Genomic DNA, 13,597 nt, shown 5'->3' with positions numbered 1-13,597 from the left:
GCGGAGATTGTACGAGAAAGGTTTTGTAACTGCCCAAGCTTGAACTTGCACGCAAAACAAGCCTAAGATGGATGAATAACAATCACAATTTATGAACAAAATTAAGGCACTATAAATTCGCTGCATTGTAGCAATGTGGAATCTATAGTGAATTTATATTAAAAATATATAAATTACTTCATTTTAATTTAACGACATCACCAGACACTGTCGTTTGATACCCGTTAAGCACCCACGCCCAAAACCAATCTTCTTGTACTTCGACATTAATCATTGCATCACCGCCTTGTGATGCAATGGCAGCCTTTTGTGCACGAACAAAACGATCATTTTGTTGGATAGGAATAAAGTTAAATAGCATGATCCCCGTAGCTGTCGCTTCTCCCGGGCCAATAACCGTATATTCACTTTCGCTTAAGTTTTGCGTTTTCATCGAAACACCAGTACAACCAGCTAGCATCGCAGAAGATAATAAAATAGTACTCAACGCTTTGATCATTTTCATTTAGAAACCCTCACATAGAAGTTAAAACGTAGAAATAATTTCAATCGTTCTAAGTCTAGTGATGGCTAAATCTAATGCCCACATGTTGCAGCGAATAACGGCTTAAAACCTTATATTTACTAATAACATGTGATTCATTCGTATTTTTATATAATAGAATAACCGTGAGATCACCCTTCAATAATTCGTTTCAACTCAGTTATAACCGATAAACTAAGTGGCACTTTAGCATTAGCCTAGGCTAGGACTTTCATTTGTTACAACTTTAATTTCTTTGCAACACTTTATTAATCTCGCGTAACTTGGTATAAACATAGTGAATATACTTAGTTAGGTATTTATTTGAAATTTAAACCTAACTGATGTAACTATATTAGGGTATTAAAGGGAATTAACATGGGTTCGTTATCAGTTCAGTGGAAAATCACTTTGCTTTCAGGGTGTTGCATTTTACTTGTCGCAATATCATTAATCAGTTTTACACTTCTATCATCCACATCCAATCAAAAAATAATACAAGTCCAAAGCAGCCAGTCTGTCGGTGAAAAATCCGAACAATTACTGATGAGTGAAGCAAATACACAAGCATCCATAGTCCAAAAATATTTAGACGAAGCAACGTACCGCGCAGAAATGTTAGCCGAGAGCATTGCATTTTTACAGTTTAATGCTGAAGAAAATTTCACCAGCAGTGATGAACTACGAAACTCGGTTTCAGAATTATTAAAGCGGTCAGTACAAAACTTCGACAATATGCATGCCGCATTTACCACCGTCCTCCCCGACATGTTAGATGGTGAAGATGCTAATTATACCAATGCAGATTATGTCAGCTCTAACGATCAAGGTCGTTTTTCAGCTTACTGGTATAAGAATAATCAAAACAAACCCACCTTAACAATTAAAAGTGAACAGCAGATCAATAACACAACGCAGGCCATTAGTGGGCAGGCAAATAATTTTTGGTATAGCTGCAGTATCACCAATAAACGTATGTGTGTGATTGAACCGTATTTATACAATGAGAATGGTGCTACTCGCTTAATCAGTCCTATTACCGTTCCATTACGCAAACAAGGTAAAATAATAGGCGTCACAGGCATAGACCTCAAAATAGACGTTTTACAGCAATATGCACAACGCGCAGACCAAGCTTTATTTGCTGGCGCAGGTAAAGTTCGTATTGTGAGTAACAATGGACAACTGGTTGCTTCTGATGATGACAATGCTGCAATTGGTAAACAAATAGCAGACCCACAATTGAAGCAATGGCTAACCGATGGTGTAACACAATCACAATGGAGTGCAGATCAGCAATCTTTAACCGTCTTCATGCCAATTAAACTCAGCGCGGTCAACTGGGGTATTGTCATCACCATGCCACGAGAAACCGTGATGGCAGACGCGTTAGCGCTTAATCAACTCATTGAAGATCAAGCAAACGAAACCCTTCAAATTCAAATTATTACAGGGATTATTGTTACCCTACTCGGTTTGCTTATTATTTGGTTTGCAGCCGTTAAGTTAGTCGCGCCGATTAAAGATGTTGCAACTCGTCTACAAGATATTGCGAGCGGTGAAGGCGATTTAACCCAACGACTTGATGTTAAATCTACCGATGAAGTGGGCGAACTTGCCATTTGGTTTAATCGCTTTTTAGATAAAATCCAAGGTACGATCAAAGATGTGATTGAAACCTCTGATGCCATCAGTAAAACGTCTAAAGAAGCCGGTGAAATAGCTGAGCTATCACGCCAAGGCAGTGAGTCACAATTTAGAGAAGTGGATATGGTCGCAACCGCCTCTGAAGAAATGACACAAACGTCAGCCTTAGTACTAGAAAATGCAGATAAAGCAGCAGAAATGGCATGCCAAGCAGAGCAATCAGCAAAAGGTGGCCAAGTTGTAGTACAACAATCAGCAGAGACAATGCAAGAGCTAGTTGAGAGAATGGCGATGGCAGTTCCGATTGCTGATGAACTAGAAAAAAACAGTGGTAATATTAGTGCCATACTGTCGGTTATTGAAGGTATATCAGAACAAACTAACTTACTCGCCCTTAATGCTGCGATTGAAGCGGCAAGAGCTGGTGAGCAAGGCAGAGGCTTTGCGGTCGTTGCCGATGAAGTGAGACAACTTGCAAGCAGAACGCACGATTCTGTGGATCAAATTAGAGTGGTTATCGAAGATTTACAATCCGGAACACGTAGTGTAACTACAGCAATAGCAGAAGGTAATCACCTAGCTCTTGAAACTGCAACACGAGTTAAGCAAGCCGTAAATAGCTTAGCGGATATCTCATCATTTGTTGCGGATATCCAAAGAATGAACAGTGAGATTGTCAATGCGGCCAGCGAGCAAAAAACAGTCTCCACAGAAGTGAATGGCAATGTTGCTAATATTCGTGATTTAAGCCAATCAATTTTAGATCAATCTACCACGGCAGAAAAAATAGGTCATGATATTACAAAACTGTCATCACAACAGCAAGTATTGGTTGGGCAGTTTAAAGTCGAGTAGTCGTAAATTTAACGAATAGAAATAGACACAATAATGACCATCACAAGCACCATTGTTCGGCTTGTGCTGGTCATCTTAATATAAATCACGTTTCATGATATACAGTTAAGGTTTTAGTTTTAAAGCCTCAGTGATATCAGCAGCACTATGGCGCTCACTTAACGCTTCCCATGCTTCGCCTGATGTACGATTCACGATTCGACCACGCTGCACAGCAGGACGGTCTGCAATATTTTGAGCCCAACTCCGCAGGTACTTATAACTTGCAACATCTAAAAACTCCGCAGCATCATATGCCTTACCAAGCACCACGTTGCCATACCAAGACCAAATTGCAATATCAGCAATACTATATTCATCACCAGCTATAAATTTATTAGCAGCAAGTTGTTTGTCTAATAAGTCGAGTTGACGCTTCACTTCCATCGTGAAACGGTTAATTGGATATTCAAATTTTGCTGGTGCGTAAGCATAAAAATGGCCGAACCCACCTCCTAAATACGGTGCAGCGCCTTGTAACCAAAATAGCCAATTCAATACTGTCGTGCGTTTCACTATATCTTTCGGTAATAAATGGCCGAATTTATCGGCAAGGTAAAGTAAGATAGCACCCGATTCAAATACTTCAATCGACAATTCACCAGATTGATCCACTAATGCGGGGATTTTAGAATTTGGATTAATACCAACAAACCCGGATGAAAACTGATCACCCTCACCAATATTAATAATGTGAGCATCATATTCAGCCTCAATCACGCCCAAGGCTAATAACTCTTCCAACATGATCGTGACTTTTTGACCATTTGGCGTTCCCAACGAATAAAGCTGTAAAGGATGACTCCCGACGGGTAATACTTTGTCGTGGGTAGCACCAGAAACAGGGCGATTTATTGATGCCCAAGCACCGCCATTATCATCATCGTTTGTCCAAACTGCCGGTGGTATGTATTCACTTTCCATAAAATTTCCTCAACCAACAAAAAAGCACTATATATAATATATAGTGCTTCACATTATTATAGTTTTAAATAGATTACGACTAAAAGTTCATTAGGACTTGATCCCGTTATTGTCTAATTACGTTGATCTCTGCATCAGCGTTATCAAATGCCAATTTATAGCCAAGTGACACATGATGATAGCGTGATTTTGTATAATCATCGTGAATTGCAAAACCAAAGTTGTAAATATTGGCTGCATCCAAATCGATGTCACCTTTTTCACCTGAAACAAGTTTACGTTTAAAGATCACAGTTCTAATTCCAGCAATAAACGTTGACTCAACAGTCGTCGCCCCTTGACCATTATGCATTTGCCTATCGGCTAAGATTGAACCGTCTTCAACTTCTTTAGTATCAACACTGTACCTAATCAAGTCCATATACTTACCTTCATCTACTAATGCTTCTATATCAGACTCATCTTTGAGTTTATCCCAGCCACCAAGTTTTTTACCTCGACGCCCTTTCAACTCAACTTTAGTACGACTTTCTTTGATATATTTAGTCACGATATTCGAAATTTCAGCACGACCAGCCAATGAACTATTTTTATATTCATCATTTGTTGGTTGCAGTGGCATCGTATCGGCATCAACATGGCAAGTACCCCAACAGCCAGCTCGGTCAGCATATTCAACTTCATCTGTTGCTAACATCACTGCAATTTTAACCGCATTATCTGGGTCCATTTTACCTCCGTCAACAAAAGGTGCAGGCGTATGCTTGCCCTCCTTCCAACTGAATCGCATATATAGAAATTCACCATCATGGGTACTATCAACGGTTAATGGAATAGATCCTCGTTTATTAGGGATGATTGTGGGCTCTAAGTCTTTTTCACTTTCTCCCGAAACAATACTAGCCCCCATCTCTGCAACTTCAGCCTCATGACAATCAACACAACGTTCTCCTTTAGTAAATGCGCGTTTACCACCATGATCTCGACCATGGATCCACTCTATCGAAGCAGTGCCAGGGTAGAACACTGTAATTTCTCTACTACCTGCTTTTGACCAGTCTACATTGATTGAGCTTTCTTCTTGTACAGGAACGGCTGCTGAACGGCCAGACTTAGGTTGACTTGCTACAGCTTGTGCTACTGCCGCGTCAATTTGAGCCTGAACTTCTGCTTTAGCAAGTTTGTTAGCTTCTAATCGTTCTTGGGCTTCTTTCTGCTCTGTCGCCTTAACATTCTCCATACCCTGTTTGTATAGTTCAGGCAAAGCTCTAATGAATTCAGGATTTGGACGTTCTAATTCTTCCAGCTCTTCATCCGTTAGCATGTGACGAACATTGTTATGCGCAATCCCTTTATGGCAATCAATACAAGTTTGCCCTATTTCAATCGCCGTCATATGTTGTTTTCTTGCCCGTGGTTTCTGAAATTCAGGATTCATGTTTTGCAGGTTATGACAATTGCGGCATTCTCTTGAATCCGTTTCTTTCATTACCTTCCAGACACTTTTGGCCATCGTTAATCGGTGTTCTTCAAACTTCTCGGGAGTATCAATCTTACCCGTTAGCCATGAGAATACTTCTTTAGACGCTTGAACCTTACGGATCATTTTATAGATCCAAGGCTTAGGAACATGACAATCTGGGCATCCAGCACGTACGCCAGTTCTGTTAGCATAATGAATGGTTGGTTTGTATTCTTGATAAACATTGTCATTCATTTCATGACAACTAATACAAAACTCTAACTTATTTGTTGCTTCCATTCCGGTATTAAAACCACCCCAAAAAATGATCCCTGCAATAAACAAAAGTACCGCACTTGAAATTGATGTACCTAAAATCAATTTCTTATTCCAGAATCCAGCCCACCGTTTCTTATTATTTTTCATATTGACTCCCTCAGGTGACTTTATTTTTTAAACTATGATAAAAAACAAGCCATATTAATATCTTATAAATATGACTTGTTCGTCAGTTTACAAAAAACTAAGTTTTGTGATTCACGCGGTTAAACACATTGAATTTACCTGTTGGCGTTGTAAGGCCTTTAATACGTGTAATTTCTTCTAGCGTTTTCGCATCATAAACAACAATTTCACCAGTTGGGTTCTTCGCATCTTTCCGGTTCCAAACTGAAACCCAAACTTCTGTACCATCATCGTTGAATTCCATGTGAAGCGCAGCTTTACCTTCTTCTTCAGTCACACGAATCGTTTTAACGATTTCATGAGTATCCTTATCAAATACTTGCACAGACTGTTGAACTTCAGGTTCAGGGTGTTTCAGCTGATCAGCCCAAACATATTGTGATGTCTCATGGGTACGGATGAATGCACCAGCACCATCAGTTTCAACTTCATAACAAAGTTTCCACGCTTTATCCGGGTTACCAATTGGATCATTCCCCCAAACAGAGACGAGACCAGTACCTAAGTGAGTTGTACCACCTACAGGGCCACACTCTTTATCAATCCAGTTAGCACCAGGACCTGGGTGAGGAAGCGTATCAACGTCAATCATTGCTTCTAATTTACGTTTCTTGGTATCAATAACTACCATCTTGTTTGATGCATTTGCTGCGATTTGGAAGTAACGACCTGATGGGTCGAAGAAACCATCGTGCAAGAATTCAGCTGATGCGATACTAGTAATTGTAAGATTGTCTAAATCTTTATAATCAACTTGCAGCATTTGCCCTGTTTCTTTTACTGCTACGATGAATGAAGACGTTTTCGGAGCTGTGTAGATCGCCGCTACACGCGCTTCATTAATGAATTCACCTTTAGTATTGTAACCACGAGTAGATACAACTTTAAGCGGGTTTAACGTAACAGCATCCATGATCACGAAATGCGCAGGCCAATAACCTCCAGCGATAACGTATTTACCGTCACCAGATACCGCAATATCACGTGCGTCATAAGCCATCTTAGTTTCAGCAACTAACATTTTTTCAGGCGTTTGCCATAAATCGATCTTGTTAACTTTACCGTCACGCCCGATGGTGTACCAAAAACGACCTACATCTTTCGCTGTATCAATTTTGTGGTTTTCAGTACCTTTAATTACGTGTACAGCATAACCAGTATCAATATGAGTAATAATTTTCTTCGTATCACCATCAATGATTGCCGCAGTACCAGCATCACGTTCGATAATAACAAAGAAATTTTTCCAGTTTAAACCGTGAAGTGGTTTAGTTGGGTAATCTTTCGGTGCAACATACTCTTTGGTGTGCGAACGCATTTGCTCTAGAGACATTTCAGGTGGAACTGGTGGCTCCATTTGGATAAATGTAGCAAGATTGCTGATATCTTTTTTACTAAAAATATCATCAAAATTGTTCATGCCACCTTCAGTTCCGTAAGAGATAATCTTCTCTAGACGTTTCTGACCCTTTTTCAGCGTATTCTTGGGCTCAAGGTTTTTACCTGTCGCACCTTTACGTAGTACACCATGACAACCAGCACAACGTTGAAAATATTGTAGTTGTGCTTTTTCGAAATCAGCTTCAGACAAATGAGGCTGTCCAACAGCCATTGCTAAACTGCTAAAACCAGAAATACTAAGCCCAATTGCAAGGCTAAGTATTGAAAATCCCATTTTCGTTTTTTTCATAAGACATCCCTAACAAATCTAGTTACTTCGCACATTTGTTAAAACATAACGTTCTTTAAAAAAGATATTTATTTTTTTAAATAATGTATCAACGTGGGTGCATGAACGCGTGCAAATAAATGCTTGCGCAATCTAATGTCACGCTTAAAAAACGGTTAAATACCGTATCGCCGCCCAACATACACCACCTTATAGGTAACCCAAAATGACTAAGGTCAATTCTTGCTTACGATTCTTTACAATTAAGCAACCATTTGATCTAAAACAAACCAGAATGAGTAAGCCATTGATAGGCATGCTTTTTATGTGGGATTATAAATATAAACATTTATAAGCAATGCTTTTAGCGGAGAGATTACATGACAAGATTGTTACTTTTAATTAAATATTCTCTGTTTATTACACTAGCAATTATGCCCAGTTATGGACGAGCAGATGGAATCAGTTTAACCCGCCAAAAACAGCTAATTCATTTGCTCAAACAAGATTGTGGTTCTTGCCATGGTATGACGTTAAAAGGCGGATTAGGTCCAGCCCTACTTCCAGAAAACTTTATCAATGTATCAACTAAATTCATTACAAACTCGATTTTACAAGGACGCCCAGGCACCGCAATGCCACCCTGGAATTCTTTTCTGTCGACAAGTGATGCGCAGTGGCTGGCAAACCAACTAAAACATGGAGTTCACGATGGAAAATAATTGGATTTTAACTTTAATTTTAACCTCTACATTAGCATTTACAGGTTGCAGTAACGTCAGTAACACAACTCAAGAATTACGTGCCACTGGAGATTTAGGCGTCATTATTGAGCGAGCCACTGGTCAAATAAAAATTGTTAATCATTCAAATAATAATGAACTTAGTGAAATTGATGGCTTAGGCGATCTATCACATGCATCAGTTGTTTATTCTCGTGACGAACGTTATGCCTACGTTTTCGGACGCGATGGCGGATTAACTAAAATTGATATTTTAAAAAACCAAATTGATAAACGAGTTATTCAGTCAGGTAACAGTATTGGTGGTGCGATAAGTCAAGACGGTAAACTCGTTGCCGTTTCCAACTATACACCTGGAGGAGTAAAGGTTTTCAATAGTGAGACCCTGGAACTCGTTGCCAATATACCGGCCTCATTAATTAAAAATAAACCTGCGCTTAAAAACGGGCAAGCAGCACGATCTAAAGTTGTTGGCCTTGTTGATGCTCCAGGGCAAAAATTCATATTTAGCTTATTTGACACCAATGAAATTTGGATAGCTGATTTCTCTCAAGAAAAGATGACGTTAACTAAATTTAGTGATATTGGTTCATTTCCCTATGACGCATTAATTAGTCCCGATGGCCGCTATTACATTGCAGGTTTATTTGGCGAAGATGGTATGGCATTAATTGATTTATGGCATCTTGAAAATGGCGTTAAGCGAATTTTAAAAGATTACGGTAAAGGAGAGAAAAAACTTCCCGTATATAAAATGCCTCACCTTGAAGGTTGGGCTATTGCTGGTAATCTCGCGTTTGTCCCAGCAGTTGGCCAATACAAAGTCCTTATAATAAACACACAAACATGGTTACAAGTTGGAGAAATAAAAACACACGGACAGCCAATTTTTGTAATGGCACAACCAGATAATCGGCAAATATGGGTTAACTATGCCTTCCCCCGTAACGATACTATTCAAGTATTTAATACTGAAAACTTCAACTTAGTAAAAACATTAAAACCAGGACCCGCAGTGCTTCATATGGAATTTACACCAAGAGGGGAGAATGTTTGGATGTCGGTCCGCGATAACAATGAAGTTCAGATATACGATACCCAAAACCAACAATTGTTAAACACACTAGAAGCAACGAGTCCTAGCGGTATTTTCTTTACAAATAGAGCCCATCAGATTGGTCTTTAGGAGCGGCTCATGTCGATTTCAGTATTACAACAACAGTTAATTAACCAATATCAAAAAGGCTTCCCGTTATGCACACAACCATTTAAACAGGTTGCAGACGAGCTAGGTTATTCAGAAAACGAAGTATTAAATGCGATTCAAGATCTTGATAGTCTTGATATCTTGTCTCGAGTAGGTCCAGTATTTGATCATAAAAAAGCGGGCGCCAGTACACTTGCAGCAATAGCCGTACCAGAAAAACAACGCGATGCGATTGCTGCAATTATTAACCAATTTGATGCCGTCAATCATAACTATGCACGACACCATTTTTATAACTTATGGTTTGTGGTAACAGCTTCTAACCCTGTTATTCTCAAAGATATCCTTGATGACATTGAACATCAAACAGGTTTCCCTATTTTAATATTGCCCATGGAAGCGTCCTATCATATTGACCTGTCTTTTAAGATTGATTTCTCAGGAGTTGACTATGACTAATTTGAAATTAAATCTGCGGTCAGAGCTTTGCCCATTAACTAATGAGCAATCAAATGAATTACGTGTGATTTTAGAAAAAGGTTTACCAATTAGTAACCAACCTTACCTATCCATTGCTAATCAGTTGAACCATATTTCTGGAACATTTGTGTCAGAACAGCAGGTGATTCAACAAATTAAAGCATGGGAAAATAATGGCTTAATAAAACGGTTTGGGATCGTAGTTAAACACAGGCAACTTGGTTATAAAGCTAACGCCATGATTGTATGGGATATTAGTAACGAGGAAGTTGATTCAATAGCAAATAAACTCGCATTAAGAAGTGAAATTTCACTGTGTTATAGGAGACCAAGGCAGCAACCAGAATGGCCTTACAATCTATTTTGCATGATCCATGGCCAAACAACGAATCAAGTTGAAATGCAAATTGCATCCATTATTTCAGAACTTAAATTAGGCCATATCGACAAAAGTGTATTATTTAGCCACAAAGCTTACAAGCAGCATGGTGCAAGATACCAACGGCAGGTTAATCCATGAAAACAACCCAAATTAGCCCCCTTGAAAAATACTTGATCAATACCTTACAAAAAGGACTTCCACTTTGTGAGAGTCCATTCGCATTAATAGCTGAACAAATTAATGATCAGATAGCTAATAACACACTCAGTAACATGCCTAAATGCAATGAGCAACAGGTAATCGAAACACTGAATAACCTATTACAGAGCGGAATTCTAACACGCTTTGGCCCTATGTATGACGCAGCTTGCTTAGGGGGCGCTTTTACTTTAGCTGCAATGGATGTTCCAAAATCTAGATTTGATAAAGTAGCAAACATTATAAACGGCCTCCCTCAAGTGGCTCACAATTATGAACGGAATCATCAACTTAACATGTGGTTTGTTATCGGCACTGAATCACAATCAGAAATAAGCGATGTTATTAGCACTATTGAAATGGAAACAGGTTTAACCGTGTTAAACGTACCCAAACTGAAGGAATTTTATGTCGGTCTCTACTTTGAAGTCTGAAGCAAAAAGCTTAACCCAACCAATGACTGAGCTACAACGACAATATATTTTGTTAACACAAAACGGGTTGCCAATTGTAGCTAAACCTTTTAACTGGTTAGCAGAACAGCTAGGCATTAGCTTGAATGATGTTTTGACTATGACTAAAGATATGCAGAATAAAGGCATAATTCGTCGCATTGCTGCAGTGCCTAACCATTACAAACTCGGATACACGCACAACGGCATGACAGTTTGGGATGTAGTCGATTCAGATGCCAGCCGACTGGGTAAATTAATTGGTGAATTACCTTTTGTTAGTCACTGTTATTTACGTCCACGTCACCTACCACATTGGAATTATAATATTTTTGCAATGGTACATGGCAAAACACAAGGCGACATTGACAAGTTCAAAGCTCAAATACATGAAATTCTAATTAACTCTTTACGTGATCACGACATGCTAACGAGTACTCGGATCCTTAAAAAAACAGGCCTACGCTTAAAGCATAAAGGGGTATAACCATGTTTCGTATTTCTCAACTTCTTAAAACATTAAGTACAGATGCACCAATACCCTCTGTGAGAAAAATACCAGGGCCAGTGGTTATTTGGAATTTGATCCGTCGCTGTAATCTCAGTTGTAGACACTGTTATTCCACCTCTTTAGATATTGATTTTAAAGACGAGTTAACGACTGAACAAATAAAAACAACAATTGATGATCTTGATATTGCACACGTGCCAGTAATCATCTTGTCAGGAGGTGAACCCCTACTACGCCCTGATATTTTTGAGATCACTGCATATGCAAAAGCAAAAGGATTTTATGTCGCTCTGTCTACCAACGGTACCCTTATCAATGAAGATAATATAGAGAAAATTAAAGCCGCTAAATATCAATATGTAGGCATTAGTATTGACGGACTTGAGCAGTTTCATGATCATTTTAGGCGCATGCAAGGTAGTTTCAAAACCTCAATGCATGCAATTAAACTATGTAAAGAAGCAGGCATTAAAGTTGGAATGCGGTTTTGTTTAACTAAAGACAATAATCAAGACTTACCTGCAATGCTCGATTTGATGGAAGAATACAAGGTCGACAAATTTTACCTCTCTCATCTTAATTACGCTGGACGCGGCAAACGAACTGCCGACAGTGATGCCATGTTTCAAATGACAAAAGATGCAATGACTATGTTATTTGAGCGAGCATGGCAACATATTTCTCAAGGTATCGAAACAGATTTTGTCACAGGAAATAATGATGCAGACGGTCCTTTTATGCTTCATTGGGCTGAACAACATTTTGGTCAAACACACCCAATACGCGTTGCAAAACTTCATAAACGCTTGATTAATTGGGGCGGCAACGCATCGGGGGTTAATGTCGCTAACATAGATAATACTGGCACGATTCACCCTGACAGCTATTGGTGGAACCACAGTATCGGTAATGTAAAAGTAGATAAGTTTTCAGATATTTGGGTTAACAGTACAGACCCTTTGATGGTTGGTTTTCGTCAGCACCCTCGCCCAGTTAAAGGTCGTTGCGAGGCATGTATTCACCTTAATATTTGTGGTGGAAATACTCGAACTCGTGCATTTGCTATTAATGGGGATGCTTGGGGCGAAGATCCGGGCTGCTATTTAACAGACAAAGAAATTGGTTTTTCATCCCATCTCCACCAGTCAGAATCAATTCAAGTTAGCTTAGTTTGAACTTGAAAATAGGTAATCATATGAAGAATAAAACAATATTAAATGCAGGTGAAGTGGCTTTAGTGGGCTCGGGCCCCGGTGATGCAGAATTATTAACCCTTAGAGCATTACACTTTATTCAGCAGGCCGAGGTAGTCGTTTATGATCGATTAGTCAGTAACGATATTCTCGAATTATTACCGATAAATAGTGAGAAAATATATGTTGGTAAGAAACAAGCAAATCACAGCGTACCACAGAATCAAATTAATCAATTACTTGTTGAACACGCGAGACGCGGGAAAAAAGTAGTGCGCTTAAAAGGTGGTGACCCTTTTGTTTTTGGTCGTGGTGGCGAAGAAGCTGAAGCACTTTTAAAAAATGGGATTAACTGCCACCTTTGCCCAGGTGTTACAGCTGCATCTGGCTGTACAACTTATGCTGGCATACCGCTAACTCACCGAGGTATTGCGCTTGGTTGTACCTTTGTAACAGGCCATATGCAAAACGATAATCAACTTAATTTACCTTGGGGTAGTCTTGTCGCTAAAACCCAAACAGTCGTGTTCTACATGGGCATAAATACATTACCTACAATCGCCAAAAAATTAATTGAACACGGCCGTGATATCAAAACTCCAGTTGCATTAATTCAATCTGGAACTAAGGATAATCAAAAAACCTATCGAGGTAATTTATCCAATATTGCCGAAATTGCCACAATCAATAACGTTATACCACCAACACTAATTGTTGTGGGAGAGGTAGTTAATCAACTAACCAATAAGCCTTTGGCTAAAGCTGGTTATTTACAAGCCGAGTTACCAGCCTTTCAACCAGATAGGGTATACGATCTTAGCCTATCAAGCGTTATTTGATTTAAGGA

Annotated in this window: 13 protein-coding genes; 9 read left to right on the top strand and 4 right to left on the bottom strand. The window is 39.2% G+C overall.

Annotated elements, in window-relative coordinates; genetic code table 11:
- Positions 1–178: 178 nt before the first annotated feature.
- Positions 179–505, bottom strand: coding sequence for a hypothetical protein (locus tag BT797_RS21340; protein WP_045110874.1), 327 nt, complete (start codon positions 503–505; stop codon positions 179–181).
- Positions 506–901: 396 nt separating this feature from the next.
- Between BT797_RS21340 and BT797_RS21335 the strand changes: the two genes are divergently transcribed.
- Positions 902–3,025 carry a methyl-accepting chemotaxis protein gene (locus tag BT797_RS21335; RefSeq protein WP_075473447.1) on the top strand — a complete coding sequence of 708 codons (2,124 nt, stop codon included), beginning with the start codon at positions 902–904 and terminating at the stop codon, positions 3,023–3,025.
- A 105-nt stretch (positions 3,026–3,130) separates the two neighbouring features.
- On the opposite strand, the gene yghU is transcribed toward BT797_RS21335, so the two are convergent.
- From yghU to BT797_RS21320, 3 genes are all read right to left on the bottom strand, one after another.
- A complete protein-coding gene (yghU, locus tag BT797_RS21330; protein ID WP_075473446.1) occupies positions 3,131–3,988 on the bottom strand; it encodes a glutathione-dependent disulfide-bond oxidoreductase in 858 nt (285 codons plus the stop codon).
- A 106-nt stretch (positions 3,989–4,094) separates the two neighbouring features.
- Positions 4,095–5,876 carry a NapC/NirT family cytochrome c gene (locus tag BT797_RS21325; protein WP_075473445.1) on the bottom strand — a complete coding sequence of 594 codons (1,782 nt, stop codon included), beginning with the start codon at positions 5,874–5,876 and terminating at the stop codon, positions 4,095–4,097.
- 97 nt (positions 5,877–5,973) lie between these two features.
- On the bottom strand, positions 5,974–7,605 hold the full coding sequence (locus tag BT797_RS21320; RefSeq protein WP_075473444.1) for a cytochrome D1 domain-containing protein: 1,632 nt from the start codon (positions 7,603–7,605) through the stop codon (positions 5,974–5,976).
- Between the two features lie 359 nt (positions 7,606–7,964).
- On the opposite strand from BT797_RS21320, the gene BT797_RS21315 reads away from it, so the two are divergent.
- From BT797_RS21315 to cobA, 8 genes are read left to right on the top strand one after another with little or no spacing between them, the layout of a single operon-like run.
- Positions 7,965–8,306 carry a c-type cytochrome gene (locus BT797_RS21315; protein WP_075473443.1) on the top strand — a complete coding sequence of 114 codons (342 nt, stop codon included), beginning with the start codon at positions 7,965–7,967 and terminating at the stop codon, positions 8,304–8,306.
- Positions 8,296–9,513: a cytochrome D1 domain-containing protein gene (locus BT797_RS21310; RefSeq protein ID WP_075473442.1), complete on the top strand. Its 1,218-nt coding sequence runs from the start codon at positions 8,296–8,298 to the stop codon at positions 9,511–9,513. The genes BT797_RS21315 and BT797_RS21310 overlap by 11 nt, the downstream gene beginning before the upstream one ends.
- Before the next feature lie 9 nt (positions 9,514–9,522).
- Positions 9,523–9,993 (top strand): AsnC family protein, encoded by a 471-nt coding sequence (locus tag BT797_RS21305; RefSeq protein ID WP_075473441.1) that lies wholly within the window; start codon positions 9,523–9,525, stop codon positions 9,991–9,993.
- On the top strand, positions 9,986–10,534 hold the full coding sequence (gene ahbB, locus BT797_RS21300; protein ID WP_075473440.1) for a siroheme decarboxylase subunit beta: 549 nt from the start codon (positions 9,986–9,988) through the stop codon (positions 10,532–10,534). The genes BT797_RS21305 and ahbB (BT797_RS21300) overlap by 8 nt, the downstream gene beginning before the upstream one ends.
- Positions 10,531–11,028, top strand: coding sequence for an Lrp/AsnC family transcriptional regulator (locus tag BT797_RS21295; RefSeq protein WP_075473439.1), 498 nt, complete (start codon positions 10,531–10,533; stop codon positions 11,026–11,028). Before ahbB (BT797_RS21300) ends, BT797_RS21295 begins: the two co-directional genes overlap by 4 nt.
- Complete coding sequence (gene ahbB, locus BT797_RS21290) at positions 11,003–11,533, top strand: siroheme decarboxylase subunit beta (protein WP_075473438.1); 531 nt, start codon at positions 11,003–11,005, stop codon at positions 11,531–11,533. The genes BT797_RS21295 and ahbB (BT797_RS21290) overlap by 26 nt, the downstream gene beginning before the upstream one ends.
- A 2-nt stretch (positions 11,534–11,535) precedes the next feature.
- The gene (nirJ, locus tag BT797_RS21285; RefSeq protein WP_075473437.1) at positions 11,536–12,732 is read left to right on the top strand and encodes a heme d1 biosynthesis radical SAM protein NirJ; all 1,197 of its coding nucleotides are present in this window, start codon (positions 11,536–11,538) and stop codon (positions 12,730–12,732) included.
- Between the two features lie 20 nt (positions 12,733–12,752).
- On the top strand, positions 12,753–13,589 hold the full coding sequence (gene cobA, locus BT797_RS21280) for a uroporphyrinogen-III C-methyltransferase (RefSeq protein ID WP_075473436.1): 837 nt from the start codon (positions 12,753–12,755) through the stop codon (positions 13,587–13,589).
- The last annotated feature ends 8 nt before the right edge of the window (positions 13,590–13,597 follow it).

Origin of the sequence: Moritella viscosa, from assembly GCF_900120065.1 — a bacterium.
Taxonomy (GTDB): Bacteria; Pseudomonadota; Gammaproteobacteria; order Enterobacterales; family Moritellaceae; genus Moritella; species Moritella viscosa.
This window is presented reverse-complemented; position numbering and strand designations above follow the sequence as displayed.